Genomic DNA, 26242 nt, shown 5'->3' with positions numbered 1-26242 from the left:
GGTATCATCGGTTACTTCACCATCCCCACCGTATCGAACTGGATTATTCAGGCGGGCGGAATGGGCAACATGAGCCGGAATATAAACAGTGCAGCCAATAAAACGGGCAGTGGCGTTGGTGCGGTAGCCGGAGCAGCCACCGGAAACGCTGGCGGCAGGGTCGGCGGTAAACTAATCAAAGGTAATCAATAATTAAAAATCAAGATGGAATTTAAAAGTTTAAAGAACATTGAAACCAGTTTCAAACAGATACGTCTTTTCGGTATCGTGTTTGTCGTTATGTGTACCCTGATAACGGGTTATGCCGTTTGGAACTCCTACACGTTTGCCGAAGCGCAACGGCAAAAGATTTATGTATTGGACGGTGGTAAAAGTTTGATGCTTGCGCTTTCGCAAGACCTGACACAAAACCGTCCGGTCGAAGCAAGGGAACACGTAAAGCGTTTTCACGAACTGTTTTTCACATTGTCACCGGATAAGAACGCTATCGAAAGCAATATCAAACGGTCGCTGTTCCTCGCCGATAAGAGCGCATTTAACTATTACCGTGACCTCTCGGAAAAGGGATATTACAACCGTATCATTTCGGGCAATATCAGCCAGACCATACAGATAGACAGCGTTTCTTGCAATTTCGATGTGTACCCGTATGCGGTGGCTACCTATGCCCGCCAAATGATTATCCGTGAAAGCAGCGTGACGGAAAGAAGCCTTGTCACCCGTTGCCGGTTACTGAACGCTGTGCGCTCGGACAATAACCCGCACGGCTTTATGATGGAAAGTTTCGAGATAACGGAAAACAAGGACTTGAACACCATAAAGCGGTAAGCCATGATACGGAAAATTCTCTCTCCGGTGAATCAGGCAATTACCCATGTGCAGGACTGGGCGGATGAAAAACTCCGCCACCTGTGCGGGCGCATGACACCGGAAATAAGGCTGGCAGTCATACTGCTTATGCTCCTGTTCTTCGGCGGGCTATCCATCTACTTTACGGTATCATCCATTTACCGGATAGGAAAAGAGGATGGCGAAACCATACGGATAGAACACATCAGGCAGTTGCAGTTACAAAGTAAAGACAGTACGAACATTTTTAATCAGTCAGACAATGGAAGAAAAAGAAGTGAAAAATGAAGTTCCCGCACCGGAAACGGACAGGAAGAAAGAACCTGAAAAACAGGTAAAGGAAAAAAAAGAACTGACCCCGCAGCAGATACAGCAGCGAAAGAAGATGCTGGTTTACCCGCTTATGGGACTGGTTTTCTTAGGGTCTATGTACCTGATTTTTGCACCGTCCGATAAGGACGAAGCAAAGGTGGAAAACGTGGGCGGATTTAATGCCGATATTCCGCAACCCAAAGGGGACGGGATAATCAGCGATAAAAAGACCGCCTACGAACAGGAACAAATGGAGAACAAACAGGCGGACAAGATGCGCTCCTTACAGGATTTTGCCTTTTCGCTGGGAGAGGAAAACGGGAACGGGGAAGATTTGACCCTGATAGATGATGCTCCGGCAGAAAAACCGAAAACCAATGTAATAGACTTCGGGGCGGGTGCGCCGAACAATAGCCGTTCCTCTATCCAATCTTCGGCGGCAGCTTACCGGGACATGAACCGTCAGTTAGGCAGTTTCTACGAAACGCCGAAAGAGGACAAGGAAAAAGAGGAACTGAAACGTCAGGTGGAAGAACTCACTGCCCGGCTCGATGCGAAAGAAAACGGTGCGGGCAACATGGATGAACAGGTGGCTCTTATGGAAAAGTCCTACGAACTGGCGGCAAAGTATATGAACGGCGGACAGCAGGAACAAGTAGCGCAAGTGATACCTACCGCAACCGTTCAGGGCAAAGGAAATGCCACACCTGTAAAATCGGTATCGGACAGGACGGTTTCAGGATTGCAGCAACCTATGAGCAACGCCGAATTTGTCGCCGAATACAGCAAGCCACGCAATTACGGGTTTAATACGGCGGTCGGCAGTGGTTATTCGATGGGAAAGAACACTATCCGGGCGTGTGTGCATAACGACCAAACACTTATGGACGGGCAAACGGTTAAACTTCGACTATTAGAACCGTTACAGGCGGGGAACGTGATTGTCCCGAAAAACAGCCTTGTTTCAGGAAGTGCCAAAGTGCAGGGGGAACGGCTCGACATACTGGTTTCCTCGCTCGAATATGCGGGTAACATCATTCCGGTGGAACTTGCCGTTTACGACAGTGACGGGCAAAAGGGGCTTTCCGTTCCCTCGTCACTGGAACAGGAAGCGGCAAAGGAAGCGATGGCGAATATCGGTGCGGGACTGGGTACGAGCATTTCCTTTGCACAAAGTGCCGGGCAGCAGGTCGCGATGGATATTACAAGGGGCTTGATGCAAGGCGGGTCACAATACCTTGCCAAGAAGTTCAGAACGGTAAAAGTACACCTGAAAGCGAACTATCAGGTGATGCTTTACGCCAAACAACAGTAATTTATTTATCAACCATAAAAATTTCAATCCAAAATGAAAAAGTTAATTATCATGTTTGCCCTACTCTTGGGCGTGGTTTCAATGAAAGCACAAAGTAATGATTTGTATCAAGGCATTACAAAGAAGCTCCCTTACCGCCAAATGGTGACACCTTACGGTGTACAGGTGACGTTCTCCAAAACAGTACATATCATTTTCCCGTCTGCCGTTAAATACGTGGACTTAGGCAGTAACTACATCATTGCCGGAAAAGCGGACGGGGCGGAAAATGTTGTCAGGGTGAAAGCCACAACAGAGGGCTTTCCCGGTGAAACCAATTTTTCCGTTATCTGTGAGGATGGTAGCTTTTACAGTTTTAATGCAAAGTACGCACATGAACCGGAAATGCTGAACATCGAAATGAAAGACTTCTTGGAAAATGAGGACACAACGGATTTCAGCCATACCCGGATGAACATCTATTTCCGTGAACTGGGTAACGAAAGCCCGCTTTTGGTAAAGCTGATTATGCAGTCCATCTACAAGAACAATGACCGGGAAATAAAGCATTTGGGATGCAAGCGGTTCGGGGTGCAGTTCTTGGTAAAGGGCATTTATTCGCATAACGGGCTGTTCTACTTCCACACACAAACAAAGAACAGTTCAAACGTGCCGTTTGATACCGACTTTATCCGTTTCAAGATTGTGGATAAGAAAGTAGCCAAAAGAACGGCGATTCAGGAAACCGTTATCGACCCGGTACGGAGCTATAACGAGATACTGGTTATCGGCGGCAAAAGTACCGTCCGCACCGTGTACACCGTTCCGCAGTTCACTATCCCGGATGATAAGGTCTTGGTTATCGAACTGGTGGAAAAGAACGGGGGCAGACACCAAACTATCCGGGTGGAAAATTCGGATGTCGTGGCAGCCAAAGTGATTAACGAACTTAAAATCAAATGAACATGAAAAGGATATGCTGTATTATATCCCTTTTTGTGCTGTGCCTGACTTTCAACCAGGCACACGCACAAAGATGTCTGCCGGGAATGAAAGGCTTGCAGGTTACGGGCGGCATGGCGGACGGTGTTCACTGGAACAGTAAAAGTGATTTCGCTTATTACTTCGGGGCTGCCATGAGTACCTATACCAAAAACGGGAACAGGTGGGTTGTCGGCGGGGAATACCTCGAAAAGCATTACCCCTACAAGGATTTGCAAATACCAGTCAGCCAGTTTACAGGTGAGGGCGGTTACTATCTGAATTTCCTTTCAGACCGGAAGAAAACCTTTTTCCTTTCGCTGGGCTTGTCTGCCCTTGCCGGGTACGAAACAAGCAACTGGGGCGATAAATTGCTGCCCGATGGCTCGACCCTGACCGATAAGGACGGTTTTGTCTATGGCGGTGCGCTGACGCTGGAACTGGAAAGTTACATTACCGACCGGGTGGTGTTCCTGATTAACGCAAGGGAAAGATGCCTGTTCGGTTCTTCAGTCGGAAAGTTCCATACACAGTTTGGTATCGGTCTAAAGATAATAATGTGATAAACTAACCTATTATATATAATGTATATGAGAAAGATTTTAAGCCGCATTTTGATAGGCTGCTATGTAATGGCCGCCTTGCTATTGGTGGGTGCGTGTAATGACGATGTGGATATACAGCAGTCTTACCCGTTTAGTATCGAAACGATGCCAGTGCCGAAAAAATTAAAGGTAGGTGAAACGGCGGAAATACGCTGCCAGCTTCACCGGGACGGACGGTATGAGGAAACAAAGTATTTCATCCGCTATTTCCAGCCGGACGGGGCAGGAACGCTGAAAATGTCCGATGGTACGGTTTTACTGCCGAATGACCTGTACCCGCTTCCGGGTGAAACATTCCGGCTTTACTATACTTCCGCATCGACCGACCAACAAACGGTAGATGTGTATTTTCAGGATAGCTTCGGGACGTTACAGCAATTAACATTTTCATTTAACAATGACAATAACAAGGAAGAAGAAAACAAATAAAGTAAAAAGGACATGGTTAAAATAGAATTGGATATAAACGGTATTTCATTTTTTGTAAATACCACATGGAAAACGGATGCAGTTCCGGCAGTCGGTGACATTGTGATAGTGGATAAAGAAAGCATTTCCCAATTTGACCGGGGGGAATTAAGGAAAACACCGTCTAATCAGGCTTTCAGGTGGGCGGATGAAGAAGATAATGCACCCGTACTGGAACATTTCGATTTTGATACGGAAATGGTTGTCAAAAAGCGGACGTGGAAATTTGATGCCGAAGATGAAGAAATGGTATGTGTTCTGAAAGTAACCTTTCTGCACCATGAGGAATAATAGCAGGTTTCAGATATACTATTATGGTATGTAGTTTCTTTATGGCTTTAGCTGCCTTTTACCTGTTGGTAGGTGGCTGGTGCTGGCATGAAATGAAATACGCACCGACCGATAAGGAACTATGGGGCGAAGAATTGGAATGATACGTTATGTTATGATAGATAATCCGGCGGGTATTTCCCGGCGGGTTATCTTTTTATAGGGAATGGAAACAGGTTTCTTTGCTATCTTTCTTTTTCCGCTTCGGCTCACGGAAAGAAAGTAGCGGCGGCATTTGCCGCCGTTCTTCATTAACCGATTATAATGTCCTTTATGGGTGTGTTATGTTCCAACCACTCTTTTACACACTCCATATTATGTTCACTCGTTATAACTGCCTTATCTACGTCTATGGGCGTGAAACGGGTGCTTTCGTAGCTATCTATCCAGCCTTTCAAGGAACAGACACCCCATGTTTTCACATCTTCAAAAATACCGTCCAGTGTGCCGATAGGGTCGCCGAAAGTAACTATCATTGCATCGAATGTCGTTTCGTCGGGCAACAGTTCCAAATATTTCAAAGACCCGAAACCGTCTGTTTTACGTCCGAAAGACCAGTCATAGGAATAAAGTTCATCCCCCCACTGGTGCGGCGTGTCGAAACGTACTTTCACCTGCACGGAATGTTCGTTTTCTTCTACGGCTTCAATAATACCCGTTACCAGTAAGCCCGTAAATATACACTTGCAACGTCTGCCGATAATCCTTTTATTTACTTCTGTCGTTTTCATAAATGTAACTTTTAAATTGTTATTGTACCTTTTCTTTTTTCGCCATCCATTCATCCCGCCGATTGCGGCACTCGTCAAGTGTTTTGGCAAGGGTGCTGAACAGTTCGCCGTCTGTATGGCGGTAATCATATTGATAATAGATTTGACCCCTAAATGCGCCTAAACAGCATTTTACATATTTTTCCTCTCCCGGTGTTTGGGTAATGCTTACCCCGTTTTTGTTTAAACTTTCCATATTGTTATAATTTAAAATGAGTTATCAGATAATAAGAAGTGAAAGCAGCACAATGAAAATAAAAGCCATACAAAACAGGTAAACGGCAGAGATAAACAACCGGAGAACGAACCGGATAATAAAAAAGCCCATGATTAGGGCTATCCACATTCCGGCGGTGCTGGTGGCTGCCTGATAGATGATAAAAGCAAGTATAAACCATCGTAAAAAAGTCGTTATCTTATTATATACTTTCATTGTCTTGGTGTGTTGTGGGTGGATTGCTCCACCCGGTTAGTAATCAGGCGCAACGGAAAACAAAGCCGTTATCCATCCAGTAATCAGTTATAAACAGGTCACGGGCAAAAGCCGAATAATCAAAGTAGGTCTTTGCGAACTCCGGCAGGTCGTAACATTCCTCTACAATTTCATAGGCGTAATCTTCCTCGTCCTTATATTCTCCCTGATATTCATACTCAAAAGAAGAAATAAGGTCGTCCGCATCTTCTCCGCTTATATCGCTGTTGTGGTGGTCGCACCACACGAAAAACGCTTCCTGCTCGGTTTCGCTTAGTTTCTCGATGGCATCCCGAAGCTCAAAGAACTTATCAGAAAGCCAACATTCGGTAATCAGGGCTTCCGGGATATTCTCGTAATCCTGAAACATAAATTCCGGGTCTTGCTCGTCCTTGTGCAGTTCCCGGCATGCTTCCATAAATTCGTCCTTGTCCCAACAGTCGAAAAGGTCTAACCACTTGCCGAAAAGTGAACCACTGTTATACTTGTTGTAAGTACCTACATAAACTCTTGCTTCTGATAATGTTACTGTTTCCATGACTTTTGAATTTTAATCGTTTACATCGCTTGTCGCCCACCACATAAATTTTTCCTTTAACTGAATGGGAACATTGTCTTTTCAAAGGTTCGGGAATGGTACAGGGCAAATTATTATTTATGAAATACTACCCGTAGGTGTGGAGATTTCTAAAAAATAATTTGAACAGTAACAGGCACGGATATACCTTTGACAATGTTCCAATCAGTTTTAGGGAAAATTTTTCTCTTGTTTAAGAGGATAAGAAACAAAAGCCATCAGGCTTTTTGTATTGGGTAATGAGAGAGTAAAAAAAGGGCTTATAAAAGCCCTTCGTCTGTAAAACTGTAATAGCCTTCTTCTGTCAGGATGATATGGTCTAACAGGTGTAAATCCAAGACCTTGCAGGCTTCTTTTATTTTTGAGGTGATTTGCTTGTCCGGTTCACTCGGACGTAGATTGCCCGATGGGTGGTTATGTGAAAGGATGATGCCCGAAGCATGGACTTTCAAGGCGGTTTGCAGGATGATTTTCACGTCCATTACTGTTTCAGCCATGCCGCCTTTAGAGATAAGGGAAACGCCTAAAGCCTTATTTGCCCGATTGAGGAACATTACATAACTTTCTTCGTGGTGTTCCATACATTCGGAATAGAAAGGTTTTAAGTAAGAATAAGAAGTTTGAGAAGAAAGTATTTTCATTCTTTCGGATGCTTTTACATTGTCTTTATAAGAGATAGTGATTTCCGGCATGGTAAATTCTGTTGTTTTCATAACGCTTGAATTTTAAATTAAACAATAAGAAATTTTGCCGGACACCCACAGTTTGGCGGGGACTTCAACCTAATCTTTTCAAAAAATACGACCCGCAGGTGTGGAGATTTTTTAGAAAACCGGAACGGCTCGGATTTGGTATTTGTCCCTGCCGGGCTGTAACTTTGCTAAAATTTGTGATTGAGATACATTACTTTAGGGAACTGAAAAAGGGGTATCACTGGTGACACCCCTTAGACAACCGAATACCTTAAATCGTTATTCGTCATAGGTTCTATATCCTATCGGTTTGCGTGGCTTCGGTTCGGGTTTGCTTAATAACTGGGTCAATGCTTGGTACACCTCGCTGAATTGTGCATCCGTACTCTGTTCCAGTTCTTCGATGCGTTTAAGAAGTTCCTCGTAACCGATTGACATTTGCCGCATGAGGACAAAAGCACGCATGATGGAAATATTCACGTCTATGGCGGTCTGACTGCGTAAGACACTACTAAGCATGGCGACACCTTGCTCAAGAAATGCGAGAGGCGGGGTCGGTGTGTGCCGGATATTTTCAGGGAACTTATCACAAACTGTGATAAGTTCCTGCCATTCATCCTTTGTTAGCTGGAAAGCAAAGTCACTGGGAAAACGGGATAAGTTTCTTTTAACTGCCTGTTTCAAAGCTCTTGTTTCAACTTGATAAAGTTCTGCCAAATGGAAATCGAGCATGACCCGGCAACCTCTGACCTCAAAGATTTTGTTTTGGATGATTTGTAAGTCCATAATGTTATTATTTAATGGTGAGTAATTGAAAGCATAAAGGGACTTATCACAATTTGTGATAAGTTCCCCTATATACCTATTTCATAGATACTTCTTTGTAGATTTTTTCAATGCCGACAAATTTCTTATCAAGTCCCTGCATATCGTTACTTATCTTATTATTGGTAATGCGGGCGTATATCTGTGTCGTTTCTATATTGGTGTGCCCCAACATCTTACTAACAGTTTCAACAGGTACACCCTTTGCAAGCGTAGTTGTCGTGGCAAAAGTATGCCTTGCAAGGTGAAATGTCAAGTTCTTTTTAATTCCGCAAACATCCGCAATTTCTTTCAAATACGCATTTAATTTCTGATTGCTGATTACAGGAAGTATCTTACCATCAGGCAAATTACCTTTATACTTCTTCAATATCATTTTGGGAATATCCAGCAAAGGAACATTTACGTCCGTATTAGTCTTTTGACGTTTGGTGATTATCCATAAATTACCGTCAAAGGATTTACGAATATTGTCTTGCGTAAGATTGGCAACATCTATGTAAGCCAAACCTGTGAAGCAGGAAAAGATAAACAAGTCCCTGACGTTTTCCAACCGTTCAGAAACCATCTTCTTTTTAAGGATGATTTTTATTTCATCCTCTGACAAGTAACCCCTATCCACTTTTTCCAAACGTATTTTATAACTGGCGAATGGGTCGCCTATCAAGATGCCATTATTACGGGCAATCAGGATGATACGTTTGAAAAACTGCATGAACTTGGCGGTCGTGTTATAACCACATTTACAGGTAGTACGCAAATATAACTCGAAGTCTGTAATGAACATCGGTGTTATTTCATTTATCGCAAAATCCGATACGTTATATTTGCTTTGGATGAACTCGGCAAGATGGCGGCGGGTCACTTCATATTTACGATAGGTAGCAATCGTCTTGGATATACCGACTAACTGCTTAACATCGTCATTGTGCTTTTTGAAAAGGGTAAGGACGGTTTCGTGTTTCTCACTGTGTCCCAAAAATTCATTCTTCACCTTTTCGGCTGTTACATAATTGTCACGCCGTTGTTGTTCGTGGTAGATATTGTTTAAGGATGCTTTTATATCATCTAATAAAGCATTGATTTTACCTGCATCCTTACCTTTGGCTTTTCCTGCTGCGATATTCCAGCTATCAGGCAAAATACTTTGTTTTGTGCTGAACTGGCAAAGTTTACCGTCAATGGTAATTCTTGCCATAATCATAACCTCACCGTTCTTTTTTTCAGAGCCTTTCTTTAAATAGAAAAGGACTTTAAATGTACTCTTCATAACCTCACATTTTTAAGTTGCAAAACTACTAATAACTTGTTAAATGTGAGATAGATAGACGGTGAACAAATTCGGACTTTCTGCGGTCATTTCGGGACAAATCGTTACCGTTTTTGTCCGGTAGGGAATAGGTAACGATTTAGTAACGAAACTATGTCTTTTCAAGTCCTTTTGTTGTCTTGGAAACAAGACTTATAGGCAATAAAAAAACCTACAAATCGCTGATTTGTAGGTTTTTGACCTCTTACTGTCCTGTTTTGTCTAGTAGGTTCTGCGGAGAGATAGGGATTCGAACCCCAGGAACCTTTCAGTTCAACGGTTTTCAAGACCGCCGCAATCGACCACTCTGCCATCTCTCCAGTATGTTTTGCTATCGTTTTCTCTCGATTGCGGTGCAAAGGTAGTGATATTTTTTATATCTCCTAATTTTACGAAGCATTTTTTTCTTTTTAAGCTATTATTTTTCTTTTAACCACTCAGAATGGGAAGTCGTATCCGTTTTATTACTATTTTTGTATTCTATAATTATCAATGAAGTAATAAGTTTTATATGAGAAAGTTGAAAGATTTATTCCTGATTTCGGTGGTGTTGCTGCTGGTTAGTTGCTCCATGTCTGCCAAATCGGATAAAAACGAAACAGGAAACGTAGCTGCCCAGGGCGAAGTTGTAGTACTTAACAAAGCTGACTTTCTGACCAAAGTATATAATTACGAGAAAAACCAAACAGAATGGGTCTATGAAGGCACCAAGCCTTGCATCGTCGACTTCTATGCTGACTGGTGCGGACCTTGCAAGAAGATTTCTCCTATATTAAAGGAATTGGCCGGAGAATACAAAAACGACATCATCATTTATAAGATCAATGTCGATAACGAAAAGGAACTGGCTGCCGCTTTCGGCATACAGAGCATCCCTACCCTACTGTTTATTCCTGCTAAAGGAAAACCGCAACTGGCACAGGGAGCACTTTCAAAGGAACAGTTCGTTGAACAAATCAACGGTTTTCTGCTGGGAAAGAAATAAGGGGACACACAATAAAAAAGAGGACACTCCACATAGGAAATGTCCTCTTTTTATTTGGCATTAAGCGAATTACTCAGCGCTTTCTGCTGCAGGAGCTTCTTCAGCAGGAGCGTTTGCTGCTGCTTCTTCAGCTGCCTTTGCTGCAGCGGCGGCTGCTAATTCAGCTTTCTTTTTAGCTACTTCTTCTGCTTTTGCCTTGTTAGCTTCTTTTTCAGCTTCCAGACGAGCTTTTTCTGCAGCCTTAGCCGCTTCGCTGTCTTTCGATTTTACTGCTTCAACAGAAGCTTGTTTGTTTTTCAACCAAGCCTGGAATTTAGATTCCGCTGTAGCTTCGTCGAATGCACCTTTCTTAACACCTTCCAGTAAATGCTTTTTCATGCATACACCTTCGCGTGACAGAATGTTGCGAGTTGTGTCTGTAGGCTGTGCACCTACCTGTAACCAATACAAAGCTCTTTCGAAGTTCAAATCTACTGTAGCAGGATTAGTGTTCGGATTATAAGAACCTATCCTTTCAATAAACTTTCCATCACGTGGAGCCCTGCTGTCTGCAACTACGATCTGATAAAAAGCGTAGCTTTTGCGACCGTGTCTTTGCAATCTAATTTTTGTTGCCATGTTTGAATAATTAATTTAAGCTGTTTGTATTAGCGGGTGCAAAGATAAGTTGTTTCAAAACATAAAACAAATATTCCAAACATTTTTCCTACCTTTGCGCCTTCTTTTTACACATATATATAATGTACGTATGATTTCTATTGATGGACTGACAGTGGAGTTTGGCGGAAGTGCCCTCTTTTCTGATATATCTTTCGTTATAAACGAGAAAGACCGAATTGCCCTGATGGGGAAAAACGGTGCGGGCAAATCAACTTTGCTCAAAATACTTGCCGGGGTACGCGAACCGACACGCGGAAAGGTTTCGGCACCCAAAGATACGGTCATAGCCTATCTGCCGCAACATCTGATGACGGAAGACGGGCGTACCGTATTTGAAGAAACGGCACAGGCTTTCGCCCACTTGCATGAGATGGAGGCCGAGATCGAAACGATCAACAAAGAGTTGGAGACACGTACTGACTACGATTCGGACAGTTATATGGAGCTGATCGAGCGCGTCTCCACGCTCAGCGAGAAATTTTATTCCATCGAGGAGATCAATTATGACGCCGATATCGAGAAGACATTGCTCGGACTGGGTTTCAAGCGCGAAGATTTCAACCGGCAGACCAGCGAGTTCAGCGGTGGCTGGCGCATGCGTATCGAGTTGGCGAAGTTACTCTTGAAGAAACCGGACGTGTTACTGCTCGACGAGCCTACGAACCATCTGGACATCGAATCAATCCAGTGGCTGGAAGATTTCCTGATCGATAACGGGCAGGCGGTGGTTGTCATCAGCCACGACCGGGCATTCGTCGACCATATCACCACCCGCACAATCGAAGTCACCATGGGCCGCATCTACGACTACAAGGTAAATTACAGTAGTTATCTGCAACTCCGCCAGGAACGCCGCGTACAACAACAAAAGGCGTTCGACGAACAACAGAAGATGATTGCCGAAACCCGGGAGTTTATCGAACGTTTCAAAGGGACATACTCCAAAACGCTACAGGTACAAAGCCGTGTCAAGATGCTTGAAAAACTTGAGATACTTGAAGTGGATGAGGAAGACACATCGGCACTCCGCCTGAAGTTCCCGCCCTCTCCCCGCTCCGGTACATATCCGGTGATTATCGAAAACGTGGCAAAAACATACGGCGACCATACGGTGTTCCGCAATGCCAACCTGATGATTGAACGGGGCGACAAAATCGCTTTCGTAGGAAAGAATGGCGAAGGAAAGTCCACGCTGGTGAAATGTATCATGAAAGAGATCGAACACGACGGCACGCTGACCATCGGACATAACGTGATGATCGGTTATTTCGCTCAGAATCAGGCTTCGCTGTTGGATGAGAACCTGACCGTCTTTCAAACGATAGACGATGTCGCCCAAGGTGATATCCGTAATAAAATTAAGGATTTGCTCGGCGCGTTCATGTTCGGCGGAGAAAATTCAGCCAAGAAAGTGAAGGTTTTGTCGGGTGGAGAGCGCACGCGCCTGGCGATGATCAAGCTGCTGCTCGAACCAGTCAACCTGCTGATTCTCGACGAGCCGACCAACCATTTGGACATGAAAACGAAAGATATCCTGAAACAGGCGTTGCTCGACTTCGACGGTACGCTGATTGTGGTGTCTCACGACCGTGATTTCCTGGACGGACTGGTGACGAAAGTCTACGAATTCGGCAACCAGCGGGTCACTGAACATCTTGAAGGCATTTACGAATTCCTCCAACGGAAGAAGATGGAGAATCTCAACGAACTCGAAAGAAACAAAACAAGATAACAATCAGTCAATTACAGTTTCCTCGTAGTCCCACTTTCAGGAAACTGTAATGAAGTAATAATCAATAGCAAAGCATTAAATCTTCACTCCCAAAGAAAGCATCAAATCGTAGGTAGCTCGGTTCACGTCGTCGTGGTAGCTGTAATGCGTGCGACGGGAAAAGTAGCGGTTCGAGAGCGATATATTCCATTTTTTGCTGGAAAGATAAACCAGTTTGATGCCCATCACTGTCAAGCGGGAATGACCTTTGTCACCTTGTACGCTGAAAGTATTCGGGTCGACCGTGCTCAGGTCTATGTCCGGATTGTAGCCTTTCCAGGTAAAAATATGATAGTTTTCCATATTTAGCAAAAATGTCCAGTGCTTGTTGTAAGTCAAACCTGTAAAGGCTTTTACACTATAACCGCTTCCCATGTTGTAATCGCGTTCATCGAGACGAAAATAGTCTGACGAGCCACCTCCCAAGGCGACACCGTTCACATAAAATTCGCCGTAGGCATCGACCTTGTCGCTCGGCTCCGAACGTTTGTAATAGATCAAACCGCCTCCCACAGCCGCCGCCTCCGAAATGCGGTAGGGCGACACCTTGCCACCATCGCTGGAGCGCAACTGCGAATCGTAATAGTCGAAGTGCTGGAAGACACCGGCCGTCAGCGTGCGCGGCCCTTTCTCCCAAACCCGTTTGCCCCACAAGGCACCGATAGCATTCACCTGCGTGATGACCGGCTGACTGGAAAAGAAATCGAATCCGGCACGCAGCTGAAACCATTCGTAGGGCGAATAAAACTCATCCTCAAAAGGGTCGCCATAATCCAGACGCAGCGAAAGATGCATACTGGTCGTCCCATGTTTCGAATGCTCCTGCTCCGCCAGGAAACGAGGACCGGCACTCACGATAAAGTTCACGGGCACAAACGAGTATGCCCTACCTTTATGCGGCCTGTGACGCCATGCCTCACCGGTTATCAGACGGTTTATGCCACGCACGGGCGATATCAGTCCAGAAAGTATCTCACGCCCTACACGCTCCGCCCCACTCGACCGGTCATCGATAAAAAGGTCGGACAGACGGTAAGTGATTTCACCTAACTCCACCCCTCCGAACGTGGTAGCCATCAGGTCGTTGATAGAGGGCGGTTCATTCTCCATGAAGAATTCCCACATCAAACTCCCACCGGCGGCGAAAGGGATAGACTGCCAGAAATTCATCCCGTTGCTGCGTGCGGCATTGAAGTAAAGCGAGCCGTGGTAGGGATGCGCCACCAGATTGGTCGAAAACTTGTCGGTATCCCAGACAGGGCCGGTTTTGAAATTGTTCTTAATCGTATGACCATTAATATGAGCAAAGTCCTCGTTCATCAGAAAACGGTCGAAAGCCCATATCCCGACATTCAAGCCGAACACCTCGCCGGCTGCCAGCCAGGGCTTTTTAGGCATGAAAACAGTCGAGTCGCTCACGTAATTTCTTGTATCCATTTTAGGGAAGTGTTGCCCCTGCATCCACTGTGCTGAAAGCAAAGCCAGCAATCCTATCCATATAAATCTCTTCATCATCTAACAATCTTTTGGCCTGAGCCTTATACCTATTACTCATGCAAACTTATATATAATTAACAGTAAAGGATTCGTTTGGTTTAAATTATTCTTAGGTTGTGTCGCTAGAAACAAACACAATTCAAAGGAAATACTTACTTTTGCAGAAAAAAACAAAATGATAGATTTTATCACCTTTTGCGACTATACAGGGACGTTTGCATTCGCAATTAGTGGGATCAGATTAGCCTCTGCAAAACAATTTGACTGGTTTGGCGCCTATGTGGTCGGACTGGTTACTGCCGTGGGCGGAGGGACAATACGCGATATCCTGCTGAATGCAACCCCTTTCTGGATGGAACAAACATCTTATTTAACTGTTTCCGCACTAGCTTTATTGTTTGTTATCATCTTCCGTAAATATGTGATCCGGCTGAATAACACGTTCTTTATATTCGACGCCATCGGACTGGGTCTATTCGGCGTGGTCGGAATCGCTAAAACACTCGAATTCGGCTTCCCTATGTGGGTAGCTATCGTAATGGGAACGATCACCGGATCATTCGGGGGAATGATGCGCGATATATTAATCAATGAGGAGCCGCTAATCTTCCGAAAAGACATCTATGCCCTGGCATGCGTGTTCGGTGGCGGTGTATATTATTTATGTATGCTCGCCGGGTTAACACCCTCCATCACCCAGTTCGCTGCAGCGTTGGGGATATTCCTGGCACGTATCATAGCCGTAAAATATCACATAAGCGTTCCCGTTTTGAAGGGAGAAGAATAAATTTATTACCTTTGCATTATGACAGTAAACATGAACGATCAGCGCGATAAGGCTTCTATCCTGCTTATCTATACAGGCGGAACAATCGGAATGATTGAAAATCCTGAAACCGGAGTATTGGAATCTTTTAATTTCCAACATCTTAGAGACAATATGCCGGAACTGAAAAAGCTCGGTTACTCAGTATCGACTTATCAGTTCGATCCGGTAATGGACTCGTCCGAAATGGGGCCTGACTCATGGATGAAGATTGTGAAAATCATCGCAGATAATTATGCGAAATACGATGGTTTCGTGGTGCTGCATGGCACCGATACCATGTCGTTCACCGCCTCTGCCCTGAGTTTCATGCTCGAAAACCTCAGCAAGCCGGTCATTTTCACTGGTTCTCAATTGCCCATCGGCATGTTGCGCACAGACGGGAAGGAAAACCTGATCACGGCGATCGAGATTGCTGCTGCCAAAGAAAACGGAATACCTATTGTACCCGAAGTCTGCATCTTCTTTGAAAACGATTTGCTGCGAGGCAACCGTACGAGCAAGATCAATGCCGACAACTTCAATGCGTTTCGTTCATACAATTATCCGGCCCTGGCACATGCCGGGATATACATTAAATACGATACGGGACAAATTTATCACCCGGTTTCGCGTAAGCCGCTGAAACCGCATTATCTGCTGGACCGGAACATCGCTATCCTGAAGTTGTTTCCGGGTATCTCGCCGCAGGTGGTGGAAAGCATCCTCAACATTCCCGACCTGAAAGGGGTCGTGATGGAAACTTTCGGTAGCGGGAATGCCCCGAGTTACGACTGGTTTCTGACCATGCTCAAAGATGCAGTAGACCGGGGTATCGTAATCGTCAATGTAACCCAGTGTAGCGCCGGAAGCGTTGAGATGCACCGGTACGAGACGGGGCATAAATTATTGGAAGCCGGCGTCATAAGCGGGTTCGACAGCACGACGGAAAGCGCTGTCGCCAAATTGATGTTCCTTTTCGGCCACGGGTTATCGCCCGAGGAGGTGAAGGACCACATGAACTGTTCGCTTATCGGGGAGGTGACGATCCCTGATACGTTCCGTTCCTGATTATACTATGTAAAACAGAATAGGCCGCGAGGCGGAATAGAAAAATATGAAACTATCATTTCTTAGCTTAGCAAGTGGAAGCAGTGGCAACTGCTATTATCTGGGTACTCCCGAATTCGGGATACTGATTGATGCTGGTATCGGAATACGTACCATAAAGAAGGTGTTGAAAGATAAAGCGATCGACTTTTCCAAAATCGTGGCAGTCCTGATAACGCACGACCATGCCGACCATATCAAGACGGTTGGTTGCCTGGGAGAGAAAATGAATATCCCGGTATACACTACCGCTGCCGTCCACCGAGGAATAGAAAAAAGCCGTTATGTGGAAGAGACGTTGATCGGTTCACGCCGGGTCATCGAAAAAGAAGTACCTTTTACCATCCGCAACTTCAATATCATCGCTTTCGAAGTGCCTCACGACAGCACGGACAACGTAGGCTACTATATCGAATACGGAGAGCATAAGTTTACTTTTGCGACCGACGTGGGCCATATTACGGATACAGTGAGTCGTTATATGCGAATGGCTAACCATCTGATCATCGAGGCCAACTACGACGAGGAAATGTTGAAGTTCGGCACCTACCCCGCTTTCCTGAAAGAACGTGTAGCGAGTCCGACAGGCCACCTGAGTAACCGTGAAGCTGCCGAATTCCTGGCAGCCAACTATGACCCGAAGCTGAAGGACATTTGGTTGTGCCACCTCAGCCGCGACAACAACCACCCGGAACTTGCCTATAAGACAGTCGACATCCGATTGTTTCAAGAAGGGGTCCGTGTCGGCAAAGATGTCTCTCTGATAGCACTTAAGCGCACGACTCCGTCTGATATCTTTGAATTCGAGTAAAAAATAGTTAGAAAAAAGCGACCGAAAAGTTTGCAAAGAAAAATTAAACCTCTATCTTTGCACCCGCAATCGAGAAACAAAGTCCATAAGCAGGAAACAAGGATTGCAACAGATTGACTTGGTAGCTCAGTTGGTAGAGCAAATGACTCTTAATCATTGGGTCGAGGGTTCGAGCCCCTCCCAGGTCACTCAAAGAAAAAACCGATTGACTCGGTAGCTCAGTTGGTAGAGCAAATGACTCTTAATCATTGGGTCGAGGGTTCGAGCCCCTCCCGGGTCACAAAAAGCCTGTTATAGAAAGTTCTATGACAGGCTGTTTTGTATTTCTATCCTCCTGATATCCCGATTCTAATAAATTGTTAATCATTTTAATTTATTCTTTTCTGTCACATATGTTACAATTTGAAAAGGACAGATGGTGTACTTTTGTCTCAAATCATTTAATAATCAGTTTATGGAACAGTTACATGCACATGAAGTTCTTTTCATGATGGAAGGAAACAGTTACTCAGAGAGCAGCCTGAGAGCAGCTATCATTAATAAATTCGGTCCGGAACAACGTTTTTATGCCTGCTCGGCCGATAACATGAATGTGGATGAATTAATCGAATTCTTGAAAGAAAAAGGGAAATTCATGCCTATGAATGATGGTTTTACGGTAGATGTCAGCAAGGTTTGCAGTCATTAAATCGATATAAATTATTTTTACCCGAGCCTTTTAAAATACAAAAGCCGCCCTATTCTCACGAACAGAGCGGTTGTTTGCCCACTGAAGGGCTTGGGATACAACGTTATTAGATATGAGGATTAACGTTATAGAGTAAAAAGTATGATTTCACCAATTACATTGAATTTATTGATATACTAGTTAATCCAATCAACAATAAAATCAGCTCGCGGGCCCTCACCAGGACTCTTCGGCTCAATAGGGACTTCCCAGTCCGTTATAAAAGCACCTGTATAATCAGATTTGTAACTCACCTCACGGTCTTTTTTATCTCCATTCGATGAATCGTCGCAACCCCATACAAGTGAAGTTCCACGCTCGCCTGCGCGAACGGCATACATCGATCTCTGTTTTTTTTCAGTCCTTCCCCACGCCAAGGGGAGGATACTAGTTTCAGCCAAAGTCATTAACCTAAAATATTTATATACATCTAATCAAACTCACAAAATAACATCTCTTAAAAACTTTGATGTAAAGGTATCCCGCCCGACGCAATGTTTTGCGACAATCTCCGGCTATTTTATTTACGATATTTATAAATGTAGACCCAATACGGAAGCAAACCCTCCGAAAAGGAGGAAACAGACCGAAAAAGAAGAAATTTACTCATTTCATAACAATCCGGCCCATTTTATGATAAAATCAGCTTATTTTGCAACGGCTGGCGGAAAAGGCCCGATACAGGCTTCCAACATTTCCCGCACACCCATTGTTGTATTGATATAAAAATGAACAGAATGAAAAATAAAACACATCAGAAAAGGGTCGCAGCCATACACGACCTGTCCGGATTCGGAAAATGCTCACTCACCGTCGCATTACCTATTTTATCTGCCGCAGGCATTGAAACATCAGCTCTCCCCACAGCCATCCTATCTACTCATACCGGAGGTATCAGCGGATACACCTACCACGACCTGACGGAAGATATGCGCCCGGTCATGAAACACTGGAAGTCGCTCGACATAAAGTTCGATGCCATCTACACCGGCTTCCTCGGTTCGTTCGAACAGCTCGACATCGTTAAGGAGTTTTTCGACGCATTCAGGCAGGAAGACAACCTGATACTGGTTGACCCGGTTATGGGCGACAACGGCGAACTGTACACCGTCTTCACTCGCGAGTTCGCAATCGGCATGAGGATGCTTTGCCAAAAAGCCGACATCATCGTGCCCAACCTCACCGAGGCGGCCTTGCTGCTCGACGAACCGTTCCATCCGGGGCCTTACACCCACGCATATATCGAAAGCCTGCTGAGGAAGCTCGGCGCACTGGGTCCGCAGAAAGTAGTACTGACCGGCGTTTATTTCAAGGAAGACGAATTGGGGGCCGCCACCTACGACCGGACGACCGACACGATAGACTACGTCTTCACCCAGAAAATACCCGGTTATTACCACGGGACAGGCGATGTGTTTGCCAGCGCCCTGCTGTCGGCCTTGCTCAACGACTTCAGCCTGATCGACGCGGCGGCCATTGCCGTTCATTTTACGACCGACAGCATCCGGCGGACTTACAAGGCAAAGACCGACTATCGCTTCGGTGTTAATTTTGAACAAAGTTTTCCCGACTTTCTAAAAGAACTCAAACTCGTATAAAGGGTTTCGATTTTATTTTTCATCTTTGCGGCATCATATATATAAGAATATAAACTTCAAAACTCCTATACAATTGATATGAGTAAAATAAAAATTGCTATTTCCGGAATAGGGGCTGTAGGGGGTTACTACGGGGGGTTGCTCGCTGCCCACTACCAGGATTCGGAGGATGTGGACATCTTCTTCATCTCCCGCGGCGAGAACCTGAAGGCTATCAAAGAATTTGGCTTGGAAATAAAAAAATCTTTCAAGAAAACAATAGCCATACCAACCCTCGCAACCGACAATCCAGCAGAGATAGGTCCGGTGGATTACCTGCTCTGCTGCACGAAAAGCTACGATCTGGAAGAAAATATCCGTCACCTGAAGCCGGTCATCAGTCCGGAGACTGTCATCCTACCCCTGCTCAACGGGGCCGACATCGCCGAACGGATAGAAAAAATACTGCCCGGAAGCAGAATATGGAAAGGCTGTGTTTACATAGGTGCGCGGCTCGTTTCGCCCGGATATATCGAGAAATTCACCCTCAAGGACCGTTTGTTTTTCGGACTCAACGGCAAGGACAAGGAACAACAACTGGAGTTAAGGAATATATTGAGCTCCGCCCGCGTGTTATCGACCAACCCGGAGGACATCGACCTCGAGATATGGAAGAAATTCTTTATGATCTCCACGGCAGCAACCATCACTTCTTACTTCAACGAACCGATTAACAGTGTGATAGAAAATCATATCGACCTGTTCATCACGCTGGGATACGAGTTGAAAGACGTTGCCGAAGCCAAAGGAATCAAACTGCCGGAAGATATTGTTTTCTCGTCTATCCAGGCCCAAAAGATGATGCCGAACGGTGCGACCACTTCAATGCACAGTGACTTCAAGCGCGGAGGCCAGACGGAAATCGAGACACTGACCGGCTACGTAATCCGCGAGGCGGAAGCCCTGGGGCTGGATGTCCCCACCTACCGGTTCATGTACAACGGGCTGACACAATTCCCCTATCCCCAATAAGATCATTAGGAAATCAGCATAGCCTAACAAAATAACAGGGAACGCATACGACGCAGAAAACGCAGAGAAACGCAGATATTATATTGATTATTAATAAAATATTCTGCGAAACTCTGCGTTTTCTGCGTCGTTTCTGTTTCCTAATTCCTTTTTTCAGGAAAAACTGTTATCTTTTCCCGGAAAATTATCCGATATAAGTCTCCATGAATTTGGCATTCGGAGCCGGAGAAATCGTCACCACCTCTGTATCTGCCGGGATAAGCACCGTCTGACCTTGATGAACGAATATTTCGTTTCCTTTATTGTCGCGGATAGAAGCCTTACCCTCCATACATATATATACGACAAACGAATCGAGTTCGGAGAAGTCGCGCACCATCATCGTATCGAGGTCGAGCAGGTTTGTCGTGAAATACTTGCAGTTGGCCAGTTCGACTGTCGCGTTGGTATGTGCCTTATAATGCGTGCGGTAGTCGGGAGACATGGTATAGTCGATGGCATCTTTGGCCAGCTCAGTATGCAGTTCACGCCCGTTACCGTTGGCATCCTTACGATCGTAGTCGTAGATGCGGTAAGTGATGTTGCTGGTCTGCTGTATCTCTGCGATAAAGCATCCGGCACCGATGGCGTGAACGCGCCCCGCAGGCAGGAAGAACACATCGCCCGGCGACACTTCATAACGCTGGAGAACGTCCATGATAGTGTTATCGCCTACCCGTTTCACATACTCCTCTGCGTCAATTTGTTGGGAGAAACCGGAATAGAGGCCAGCTCCCTCCGCGGCGTTGATTACGTACCACATTTCGGTCTTGCCAAAAGAATTGTGGCGTTTCATAGCCAGCTCGTCATTGGGATGCACCTGGATAGACAGGTCATCACGGGCGTCGATAAACTTAATCAGCAGCGGGAAAGTAGAGCCGAACTGGTCCATTACCTTCTCACCGAGCAACTGCTTGCCGTAAGTGCGAATCAGTTCATCGAGCGACTTGCCTTCCAAGTCACCGTTATCGACGATGGAATAGTTACCCTCTACATGCGAAAGTTCCCAACTTTCACCGATACCTTCTTCAACCGGTGTGATGCCCTTAAATGGGCAGATGTCTGAGCCTCCCCAAATAATCTTCTTGAGGATAGGCTTAAAAGTCATTGGATATAACATACTGTGTGTTTTGTTGTTTGATTACTTCTTTATCTTTACTTTTCTCAGTACAACAGCACTGCGTGCCGGAATGTACAGTTTAAGCCATTCTTTTTTGTCTTTTTTAAATAATGGGTCGAATTGTGTGAAATGACGCACCGAATCGTCCGCCAGGCCGAAACCACCGAAACGGGGGGCATCTGTGTTGAGAATCACTTCATACTCGCCTTTAGGAACCAGGAAGCCGTAGTCGGTGTACGATTTCGTCGGACTGAAGTTGAACACAAATACCAGGTCTTTGCGCATGTAGGCCAGAATCTGGTCGCCATCGCTATCCCACACCTTCTGTATTGGGGTAGACTGGAAGTTTTTCACGCTACGGAGCAGTTCGATCATTTCGCGGTCGAAGTCGCCCAGATAGTGATATTTCAAATCCATATTATCTACCAGTTCCCACTGGCGGCGTGCATATTTGTGCGACCATCCGTTGCCTTCGCGCGGGAAGTCGATCCATTCGGGATGTCCGAACTCGTTGCCCATAAAGTTGAGGTATCCGCCGTTGATGGTCGAGGCGGTCACCAGACGGATCATCTTATGGAGCGCCACACCGCGTTCAACAACAGCGTTGTGGTCGTCCTTCTGCATGTGCCAGTACATGTCCGCATCTATCAACCGGAAGATGATGGTCTTATCTCCCACCAGTGCCTGATCGTGGCTTTCGGCGTAACTGATTGTCTTTTCGTCGGCACGGCGGTTGGTCGTTTCCCACCAGATGGACGAGGGATGCCAGTCTTCATCTTTCTTTTCCTTGATCGTCTTGATCCAGTAGTCGGGAATGTTCATTGCCATGCGATAGTCGAAACCATAGCCGCCGTCTTCATAGTTGGCAGCCAGTCCGGGCATGCCGCTCACTTCCTCGGCGATGGTGATGGCGTTCTTATTTACCTCGTGGATCAGTTTGTTGGCCAAGGTGAGATAAGCAATCGCGTCGCCGTCCTGATGTCCGTTGAAGTAGTCGCCGTAATTGCAGAAAGCCTCGCCCAATCCGTGACTGTAATAGAGCATGGAAGTGACACCGTCGAAACGGAAACCGTCGAACTTATACTCTTCAAGCCAGAATTTGCAGTTCGAGAGCAGGAAATGCAACACCTCGTTCTTGCCATAATCGAAGCAAAGCGAGTCCCAGGCGGGATGCTCGCGGCGTGTACCGCTCAGGAAATATTGATTATAGGAACCGTCGAAACGTCCGAGGCCCTCCACTTCATTCTTAACAGCATGGCTGTGTACAATATCCATGATGACAGCGATTCCCATGCCGTGGGCGTCGTCTATCAGCTGTTTCAGCTCTTCGGGCGTACCGAAACGGGACGAGGCGGCGAAGAAGCTGCTGACGTGATAACCGAACGAGCCGTAGTAAGGATGCTCCTGTATCGCCATGATCTGTATCGCGTTGTATCCTTCGCGGGCAATGCGGGGTAGCACGTTGCGGCGAAATTCATCGTATGAGCCGACTTTTTCCTCGTTCGTCGACATACCGATATGGCATTCGTAGATCAGCAGCGGGGCGGTGTCAGGCTTAAAGCGTTTGTTTTTGAACGCATATGGCTTGACTGGGTTCCACACCTGTGCACTAAATATTTTAGTTTGTTCGTCTTGCACGACACGGCGTATCCAGGCCGGGATGCGTTCACCGCTTCCTCCGTCCCACTCAACCAGCAGTTTGAAAAGGTCTTCGTGACGGAGCAGCTCTTCTTCGAGCGCAATCTCCCAGACACCGTATCCGAGACGTCTCATTTTATATCGTTCGTCTTTCTTCCAGTCATTAAATGTACCGATAAGATAGATAGCTGTGGCATTCGGGGCCCATTCGCGGAACACCCACCCCTTGTTGGTTTTATGCAAACCGAAGTACAGATAGCCGGAAGCCATCTCGGCCAACGTCTGTTTCCCGTTGTTGGTCAGGCTCTTTTCCTTGTCAATCACGTATTGATACCGTCCTTCTATCGCCTCTTTATAAGGGGCAAGCCAAGGGTCATTCTTTATTAGATTCAGCGACTCCATGATTTATTTGAGATTGGTTTAGCGCAAAGATAAAAGAAAAAAAGATACCGTATTGATATTCCCGGGATATTTCTTACTTTTGCATCAAACCCCATGCAATATATGAGTAGAGGAACAAAGAGTATAGCCTTTTATTTAGTGATGATCCTTGTATTCGGTTCATTGATGTATTTTATCGCCAAAGAAGGAGAGAGCCAACAGATTGAAAGCGCCATGACATCGGCCTACGACGCCCCTAAAAACCTCAGTGAAGGTTTTTCCTTATTTTGGGAACTGATGATGCATCATATCCAGTCGCCTATCGGCATCCTGCTGTTGCAGATCATTACGATATTGATTACCTGCCGCCTGTTCGGCTGGTTGTTTCAGAAGATTGGCCAGCCTACGGTCATCGGCGAGATTGTGGCCGGTATCGTACTGGGGCCATCAGTGCTGGGGCATTTGCTACCAGAGGCTTCGGGATTCCTTTTCCCGGTCGAGTCGCTGGCCAACATCACTATCCTGAGCCAGTTCGGGCTGATCCTGTTTATGTTTGCCATCGGTATGGAGCTGGATATCACCGAGGTTCGGAAGAAATTAAAGGAAACGATCCTAATCAGCCATACAAGCACGATTGTGCCCTTCTTTTGCGGGATGCTTACTGCCTACTTCGTTTACGACACGTATGCCGACAAAGGCACTCCCTTCCTATCGTTCGCCCTGTTTATAGGTATCGCCATGAGTATCACTGCCTTCCCGGTGCTGGCACGTATCATACAGGAACGCGGATTGACGCGGACGCATCTGGGGACGATCTCGCTCGCCAGCGCAGCCAACGGTGACATCACGGCCTGGTGCCTGCTGGCCGTCGTGATAGCCATCGCACAGGCGGGGTCAATGCTGAGTGCGGTCTATAATATTCTTTTCTCCGCCATTTATATCGCTTTCATGTTCTTTGCCGTCCGTCCGTTCCTGAAAATGATCGGACATATTTACCATAATAAGGAAGTGATCGACAAGGGCCTGGTCGCTTTTATGTTCCTCCTGCTCATCATTTCGGCTTATTTGACCGAGATGTTAGGGTTGCATGCGTTGTTCGGCGCGTTCATCGCGGGGGTGGTGATGCCAAGTAACGTGAAATTCCGCAAGATCATGACCGAAAAGGTGGAAGATGTATCGCTGGCCCTGTTTCTCCCTTTGTTCTTCGTTTCGACGGGGTTACGCACAGAGATCGGGCTGCTGAATAGTCCCGACCTGTGGTGGATGTGCGGCGTCTTTATACTGGTGGCCATCATCGGTAAATTCGGCGGTGCCATGTTTTCGGCTCGTTTCGTGGGCGAGAGCTGGAAAGACAGCCTCTATATCGGCGCACTGATGAATACGAGGGGGTTGATGGAGCTGGTCGTGCTTACGATCGGTTACGAAATGCATATCCTGCCCCCGTCCATCTTCGTGATGCTGGTATTGATGACGCTGGTGACTACATTTATGACTATCCCGCTCGTTTCGTTCATCAAGTTCTGCTTCCAGACGCGCGAGAAGATCAAAGAATACAAGGCGGTGGAGGTAGCCGACGGCACGTTCAAGGTGTTGCTCTCGTTCGGACGTGCAGGCAACGGGCAGATCATGCTCGACGTGGCCTACCAGATGTTCGCCCATATCCGGCATCAGGTGGACCTTACGGCGCTTCATCTCACCGTCGGTTCGGATGTGAACCCGCTGCACACGGATAACTTCGAGGAAGTCAGCTTCGGGCCTATTCTCTATGGGGCGAAAAAGCTGGGAATCAATATAGAAACGCGCTACGAGGTGTCGAACAACGCCGGACAGGATATCACGGACATCGTAAACACGGAGGGGTTCGACTTCCTGCTCGTGGGTTCGGGCATTTCGATGAGTAACCAGCCGGACGACATCGAGGCGAACCGTTACCGCACCTCTTTCTACAATCGTTTCTTCCGCCGTTTCAAGGCGCCCGAATCGTGGTTTTACCCCGGTGCGCTATTGAAAGACAAGACGAAAATGTTTATCGGAAAAAGTAATTGCGACGTAGGGGTATTCGTGAACCGCGGCTTCGTGAAAGCGAGCAATGTGATCGTGGTGGTCGACTCGGAGAAGGATCTCTTCCTGTTGGAATATGCTTCGACGTTGCTAAAGACAACCCACGGATCGGTCAGCATCCTCGACCGCAGCAGTTCGACGACTCCGGGCAGCGAAAAGATAAAACATGCCATCCGCCAGTTCGTCGATACGACCAAGCAGGCGTCGCTGCTGGCAGACAAGGATATGACAGCGGCGATATTCAGCAACTATAATTTCATGTTGATAAGCTACGATACCTGGAACGACGTCTCTGAACACCGCCGCGAAGCGTTGCAGAAGATGCCGTCGACGCTGATTATGAATCATAAAGAGAAATAAAGAAGATATTTCGGAAGATGCGTTCCCCCAAACAAGAGGACGCACCCTATTTTCAAAAAGGATGCACCCTTTTGACGAAGAGGATGCATCCTTTTTTATTGCGACGTTAATTCAATTTAAACCTAACCCCAAATTTTACCCCGAAAGACATAACCTTCACTTTATCTGTTACGTTTGAATTCAT

General features: G+C 46.1%; 28 protein-coding genes, 3 tRNA genes and 1 pseudogene. 19 read left to right on the top strand and 13 right to left on the bottom strand.

Annotated features, from left to right (window positions below; genetic code table 11):
• The 8 genes and pseudogenes from DWW91_RS27030 to DWW91_RS26995 form a co-directional block, all read left to right on the top strand.
• A pseudogene (locus DWW91_RS27030) lies at positions 1-192 on the top strand (conjugative transposon protein TraJ); the annotation flags it as partial.
• A gap of 12 nt (positions 193-204) precedes the next feature.
• Positions 205-828 carry a conjugative transposon protein TraK gene (traK, locus tag DWW91_RS27025; RefSeq protein ID WP_015532621.1) on the top strand — a complete coding sequence of 208 codons (624 nt, stop codon included), beginning with the start codon at positions 205-207 and terminating at the stop codon, positions 826-828.
• A 3-nt stretch (positions 829-831) separates the two neighbouring features.
• Complete coding sequence (locus DWW91_RS27020; RefSeq protein WP_122329394.1) at positions 832-1137, top strand: TraL conjugative transposon family protein; 306 nt, start codon at positions 832-834, stop codon at positions 1135-1137.
• On the top strand, positions 1112-2476 hold the full coding sequence (gene traM / locus DWW91_RS27015; RefSeq protein WP_122329393.1) for a conjugative transposon protein TraM: 1365 nt from the start codon (positions 1112-1114) through the stop codon (positions 2474-2476). Before DWW91_RS27020 ends, traM begins: the two co-directional genes overlap by 26 nt.
• Positions 2477-2509: 33 nt before the next feature.
• Complete coding sequence (gene traN / locus DWW91_RS27010) at positions 2510-3418, top strand: conjugative transposon protein TraN (protein ID WP_122329392.1); 909 nt, start codon at positions 2510-2512, stop codon at positions 3416-3418.
• A gap of 2 nt (positions 3419-3420) precedes the next feature.
• Positions 3421-3999: a conjugal transfer protein TraO gene (locus DWW91_RS27005; protein WP_117981726.1), complete on the top strand. Its 579-nt coding sequence runs from the start codon at positions 3421-3423 to the stop codon at positions 3997-3999.
• 21 nt (positions 4000-4020) lie between these two features.
• The gene (locus tag DWW91_RS27000; protein WP_122329391.1) at positions 4021-4470 is read left to right on the top strand and encodes a DUF3872 domain-containing protein; all 450 of its coding nucleotides are present in this window, start codon (positions 4021-4023) and stop codon (positions 4468-4470) included.
• 12 nt (positions 4471-4482) lie between these two features.
• Positions 4483-4800: a hypothetical protein gene (locus DWW91_RS26995; protein WP_122329390.1), complete on the top strand. Its 318-nt coding sequence runs from the start codon at positions 4483-4485 to the stop codon at positions 4798-4800.
• A 290-nt stretch (positions 4801-5090) separates the two neighbouring features.
• Here DWW91_RS26995 and DWW91_RS26990 read toward each other — a convergent pair whose 3' ends face one another.
• The 8 genes from DWW91_RS26990 to DWW91_RS26955 form a co-directional block, all read right to left on the bottom strand.
• Entirely contained in the window at positions 5091-5570 is a 480-nt protein-coding gene (locus DWW91_RS26990) for a hypothetical protein (protein ID WP_122329389.1), read from the bottom strand.
• Positions 5571-5589: 19 nt separating this feature from the next.
• A complete protein-coding gene (locus DWW91_RS26985; RefSeq protein WP_044301338.1) occupies positions 5590-5805 on the bottom strand; it encodes a DUF3873 domain-containing protein in 216 nt (71 codons plus the stop codon).
• Positions 5806-5829: 24 nt separating this feature from the next.
• Positions 5830-6042 carry a hypothetical protein gene (locus tag DWW91_RS26980; RefSeq protein WP_122329388.1) on the bottom strand — a complete coding sequence of 71 codons (213 nt, stop codon included), beginning with the start codon at positions 6040-6042 and terminating at the stop codon, positions 5830-5832.
• Between the two features lie 43 nt (positions 6043-6085).
• On the bottom strand, positions 6086-6619 hold the full coding sequence (locus DWW91_RS26975; RefSeq protein WP_122329387.1) for an antirestriction protein ArdA: 534 nt from the start codon (positions 6617-6619) through the stop codon (positions 6086-6088).
• A gap of 299 nt (positions 6620-6918) precedes the next feature.
• Positions 6919-7371, bottom strand: a complete 453-nt coding sequence (locus DWW91_RS26970) for a RadC family protein (protein ID WP_122329386.1) — start codon at positions 7369-7371, stop codon at positions 6919-6921.
• 258 nt (positions 7372-7629) lie between these two features.
• Complete coding sequence (locus DWW91_RS26965; RefSeq protein WP_122329385.1) at positions 7630-8136, bottom strand: ORF6N domain-containing protein; 507 nt, start codon at positions 8134-8136, stop codon at positions 7630-7632.
• A 76-nt stretch (positions 8137-8212) separates the two neighbouring features.
• Positions 8213-9445 (bottom strand): site-specific integrase, encoded by a 1233-nt coding sequence (locus tag DWW91_RS26960; RefSeq protein ID WP_011107088.1) that lies wholly within the window; start codon positions 9443-9445, stop codon positions 8213-8215.
• 274 nt (positions 9446-9719) lie between these two features.
• Positions 9720-9804, bottom strand: a tRNA-Ser gene (locus DWW91_RS26955).
• Between the two features lie 191 nt (positions 9805-9995).
• On the opposite strand from DWW91_RS26955, the gene trxA reads away from it, so the two are divergent.
• Positions 9996-10469: a thioredoxin gene (trxA, locus tag DWW91_RS26950; RefSeq protein WP_010799832.1), complete on the top strand. Its 474-nt coding sequence runs from the start codon at positions 9996-9998 to the stop codon at positions 10467-10469.
• A gap of 69 nt (positions 10470-10538) precedes the next feature.
• Here trxA and DWW91_RS26945 read toward each other — a convergent pair whose 3' ends face one another.
• Positions 10539-11087, bottom strand: a complete 549-nt coding sequence (locus DWW91_RS26945; RefSeq protein ID WP_007653006.1) for a 30S ribosomal protein S16 — start codon at positions 11085-11087, stop codon at positions 10539-10541.
• A gap of 130 nt (positions 11088-11217) precedes the next feature.
• Between DWW91_RS26945 and DWW91_RS26940 the strand changes: the two genes are divergently transcribed.
• The gene (locus DWW91_RS26940; RefSeq protein ID WP_122329395.1) at positions 11218-12861 is read left to right on the top strand and encodes an ABC-F family ATP-binding cassette domain-containing protein; all 1644 of its coding nucleotides are present in this window, start codon (positions 11218-11220) and stop codon (positions 12859-12861) included.
• Between the two features lie 75 nt (positions 12862-12936).
• Here DWW91_RS26940 and DWW91_RS26935 read toward each other — a convergent pair whose 3' ends face one another.
• Positions 12937-14412 (bottom strand): DUF3943 domain-containing protein, encoded by a 1476-nt coding sequence (locus tag DWW91_RS26935; protein WP_010799834.1) that lies wholly within the window; start codon positions 14410-14412, stop codon positions 12937-12939.
• Positions 14413-14572: 160 nt separating this feature from the next.
• Between DWW91_RS26935 and DWW91_RS26930 the strand changes: the two genes are divergently transcribed.
• From DWW91_RS26930 to DWW91_RS26905, 6 genes are all read left to right on the top strand, one after another.
• Positions 14573-15184, top strand: a complete 612-nt coding sequence (locus DWW91_RS26930) for a trimeric intracellular cation channel family protein (RefSeq protein ID WP_007653002.1) — start codon at positions 14573-14575, stop codon at positions 15182-15184.
• Between the two features lie 30 nt (positions 15185-15214).
• Positions 15215-16273: an asparaginase gene (locus DWW91_RS26925; protein WP_369978355.1), complete on the top strand. Its 1059-nt coding sequence runs from the start codon at positions 15215-15217 to the stop codon at positions 16271-16273.
• 46 nt (positions 16274-16319) lie between these two features.
• Positions 16320-17123, top strand: a complete 804-nt coding sequence (locus tag DWW91_RS26920; protein WP_007653000.1) for an MBL fold metallo-hydrolase — start codon at positions 16320-16322, stop codon at positions 17121-17123.
• Positions 17124-17238: 115 nt separating this feature from the next.
• A tRNA-Lys gene (locus DWW91_RS26915) sits at positions 17239-17311 on the top strand.
• A gap of 19 nt (positions 17312-17330) precedes the next feature.
• Positions 17331-17403 (top strand) — tRNA-Lys (locus tag DWW91_RS26910).
• 174 nt (positions 17404-17577) lie between these two features.
• Positions 17578-17811 carry a YecH family metal-binding protein gene (locus DWW91_RS26905; protein ID WP_122329384.1) on the top strand — a complete coding sequence of 78 codons (234 nt, stop codon included), beginning with the start codon at positions 17578-17580 and terminating at the stop codon, positions 17809-17811.
• 176 nt (positions 17812-17987) lie between these two features.
• On the opposite strand, the gene DWW91_RS26900 is transcribed toward DWW91_RS26905, so the two are convergent.
• On the bottom strand, positions 17988-18191 hold the full coding sequence (locus DWW91_RS26900) for a hypothetical protein (RefSeq protein WP_229061568.1): 204 nt from the start codon (positions 18189-18191) through the stop codon (positions 17988-17990).
• 396 nt (positions 18192-18587) lie between these two features.
• On the opposite strand from DWW91_RS26900, the gene DWW91_RS26895 reads away from it, so the two are divergent.
• Together DWW91_RS26895 and DWW91_RS26890 are read left to right on the top strand one after the other, a co-directional pair.
• Complete coding sequence (locus DWW91_RS26895; protein WP_122329382.1) at positions 18588-19448, top strand: pyridoxamine kinase; 861 nt, start codon at positions 18588-18590, stop codon at positions 19446-19448.
• Positions 19449-19526: 78 nt separating this feature from the next.
• Positions 19527-20459, top strand: coding sequence for a ketopantoate reductase family protein (locus DWW91_RS26890; protein WP_007652996.1), 933 nt, complete (start codon positions 19527-19529; stop codon positions 20457-20459).
• 184 nt (positions 20460-20643) lie between these two features.
• On the opposite strand, the gene DWW91_RS26885 is transcribed toward DWW91_RS26890, so the two are convergent.
• The gene (locus DWW91_RS26885; protein ID WP_010799839.1) at positions 20644-21618 is read right to left on the bottom strand and encodes a type I phosphomannose isomerase catalytic subunit; all 975 of its coding nucleotides are present in this window, start codon (positions 21616-21618) and stop codon (positions 20644-20646) included.
• A 21-nt stretch (positions 21619-21639) separates the two neighbouring features.
• The gene (locus tag DWW91_RS26880) at positions 21640-23658 is read right to left on the bottom strand and encodes an alpha amylase C-terminal domain-containing protein (protein WP_007652994.1); all 2019 of its coding nucleotides are present in this window, start codon (positions 23656-23658) and stop codon (positions 21640-21642) included.
• 102 nt (positions 23659-23760) lie between these two features.
• Here DWW91_RS26880 and DWW91_RS26875 point away from each other — a divergent pair, with 102 nt between their 5' ends.
• Entirely contained in the window at positions 23761-26058 is a 2298-nt protein-coding gene (locus tag DWW91_RS26875; RefSeq protein WP_007652993.1) for a cation:proton antiporter, read from the top strand.
• The last annotated feature ends 184 nt before the right edge of the window (positions 26059-26242 follow it).

Origin of the sequence: Parabacteroides sp. AF17-3 (assembly GCF_003635445.1) — a bacterium.
GTDB lineage: Bacteria > Bacteroidota > Bacteroidia > Bacteroidales > Tannerellaceae > Parabacteroides > Parabacteroides goldsteinii.
This window is presented reverse-complemented; position numbering and strand designations above follow the sequence as displayed.

Coding starts and splice junctions, on each gene's coding strand:
- DWW91_RS26975 (WP_122329387.1), bottom strand. CDS start 6,619: ATGGAAACAGTAACATTATCAGAAGCAAGAGTTTATGTAGGTACTTAC.
- DWW91_RS26875 (WP_007652993.1), top strand. CDS start 23,761: ATGAGTAGAGGAACAAAGAGTATAGCCTTTTATTTAGTGATGATCCTT.
- DWW91_RS27000 (WP_122329391.1), top strand. CDS start 4,021: ATGTATATGAGAAAGATTTTAAGCCGCATTTTGATAGGCTGCTATGTA.
- traK (WP_015532621.1), top strand. CDS start 205: ATGGAATTTAAAAGTTTAAAGAACATTGAAACCAGTTTCAAACAGATA.
- DWW91_RS26885 (WP_010799839.1), bottom strand. CDS start 21,618: ATGTTATATCCAATGACTTTTAAGCCTATCCTCAAGAAGATTATTTGG.
- DWW91_RS26940 (WP_122329395.1), top strand. CDS start 11,218: ATGATTTCTATTGATGGACTGACAGTGGAGTTTGGCGGAAGTGCCCTC.
- DWW91_RS26925 (WP_369978355.1), top strand. CDS start 15,215: ATGAACGATCAGCGCGATAAGGCTTCTATCCTGCTTATCTATACAGGC.
- DWW91_RS26920 (WP_007653000.1), top strand. CDS start 16,320: ATGAAACTATCATTTCTTAGCTTAGCAAGTGGAAGCAGTGGCAACTGC.
- DWW91_RS26905 (WP_122329384.1), top strand. CDS start 17,578: ATGGAACAGTTACATGCACATGAAGTTCTTTTCATGATGGAAGGAAAC.
- DWW91_RS26930 (WP_007653002.1), top strand. CDS start 14,573: ATGATAGATTTTATCACCTTTTGCGACTATACAGGGACGTTTGCATTC.
- traN (WP_122329392.1), top strand. CDS start 2,510: ATGAAAAAGTTAATTATCATGTTTGCCCTACTCTTGGGCGTGGTTTCA.
- DWW91_RS26900 (WP_229061568.1), bottom strand. CDS start 18,191: ATGTATGCCGTTCGCGCAGGCGAGCGTGGAACTTCACTTGTATGGGGT.
- trxA (WP_010799832.1), top strand. CDS start 9,996: ATGAGAAAGTTGAAAGATTTATTCCTGATTTCGGTGGTGTTGCTGCTG.
- DWW91_RS26970 (WP_122329386.1), bottom strand. CDS start 7,371: ATGAAAACAACAGAATTTACCATGCCGGAAATCACTATCTCTTATAAA.
- DWW91_RS26945 (WP_007653006.1), bottom strand. CDS start 11,087: ATGGCAACAAAAATTAGATTGCAAAGACACGGTCGCAAAAGCTACGCT.
- DWW91_RS27020 (WP_122329394.1), top strand. CDS start 832: ATGATACGGAAAATTCTCTCTCCGGTGAATCAGGCAATTACCCATGTG.
- DWW91_RS26895 (WP_122329382.1), top strand. CDS start 18,588: ATGAAAAATAAAACACATCAGAAAAGGGTCGCAGCCATACACGACCTG.
- DWW91_RS26890 (WP_007652996.1), top strand. CDS start 19,527: ATGAGTAAAATAAAAATTGCTATTTCCGGAATAGGGGCTGTAGGGGGT.
- DWW91_RS27005 (WP_117981726.1), top strand. CDS start 3,421: ATGAAAAGGATATGCTGTATTATATCCCTTTTTGTGCTGTGCCTGACT.
- DWW91_RS26965 (WP_122329385.1), bottom strand. CDS start 8,136: ATGGACTTACAAATCATCCAAAACAAAATCTTTGAGGTCAGAGGTTGC.
- DWW91_RS26880 (WP_007652994.1), bottom strand. CDS start 23,658: ATGGAGTCGCTGAATCTAATAAAGAATGACCCTTGGCTTGCCCCTTAT.
- DWW91_RS26935 (WP_010799834.1), bottom strand. CDS start 14,412: ATGAAGAGATTTATATGGATAGGATTGCTGGCTTTGCTTTCAGCACAG.
- DWW91_RS26995 (WP_122329390.1), top strand. CDS start 4,483: ATGGTTAAAATAGAATTGGATATAAACGGTATTTCATTTTTTGTAAAT.
- traM (WP_122329393.1), top strand. CDS start 1,112: ATGGAAGAAAAAGAAGTGAAAAATGAAGTTCCCGCACCGGAAACGGAC.
- DWW91_RS26980 (WP_122329388.1), bottom strand. CDS start 6,042: ATGAAAGTATATAATAAGATAACGACTTTTTTACGATGGTTTATACTT.
- DWW91_RS26960 (WP_011107088.1), bottom strand. CDS start 9,445: ATGAAGAGTACATTTAAAGTCCTTTTCTATTTAAAGAAAGGCTCTGAA.
- DWW91_RS26985 (WP_044301338.1), bottom strand. CDS start 5,805: ATGGAAAGTTTAAACAAAAACGGGGTAAGCATTACCCAAACACCGGGA.
- DWW91_RS26990 (WP_122329389.1), bottom strand. CDS start 5,570: ATGAAAACGACAGAAGTAAATAAAAGGATTATCGGCAGACGTTGCAAG.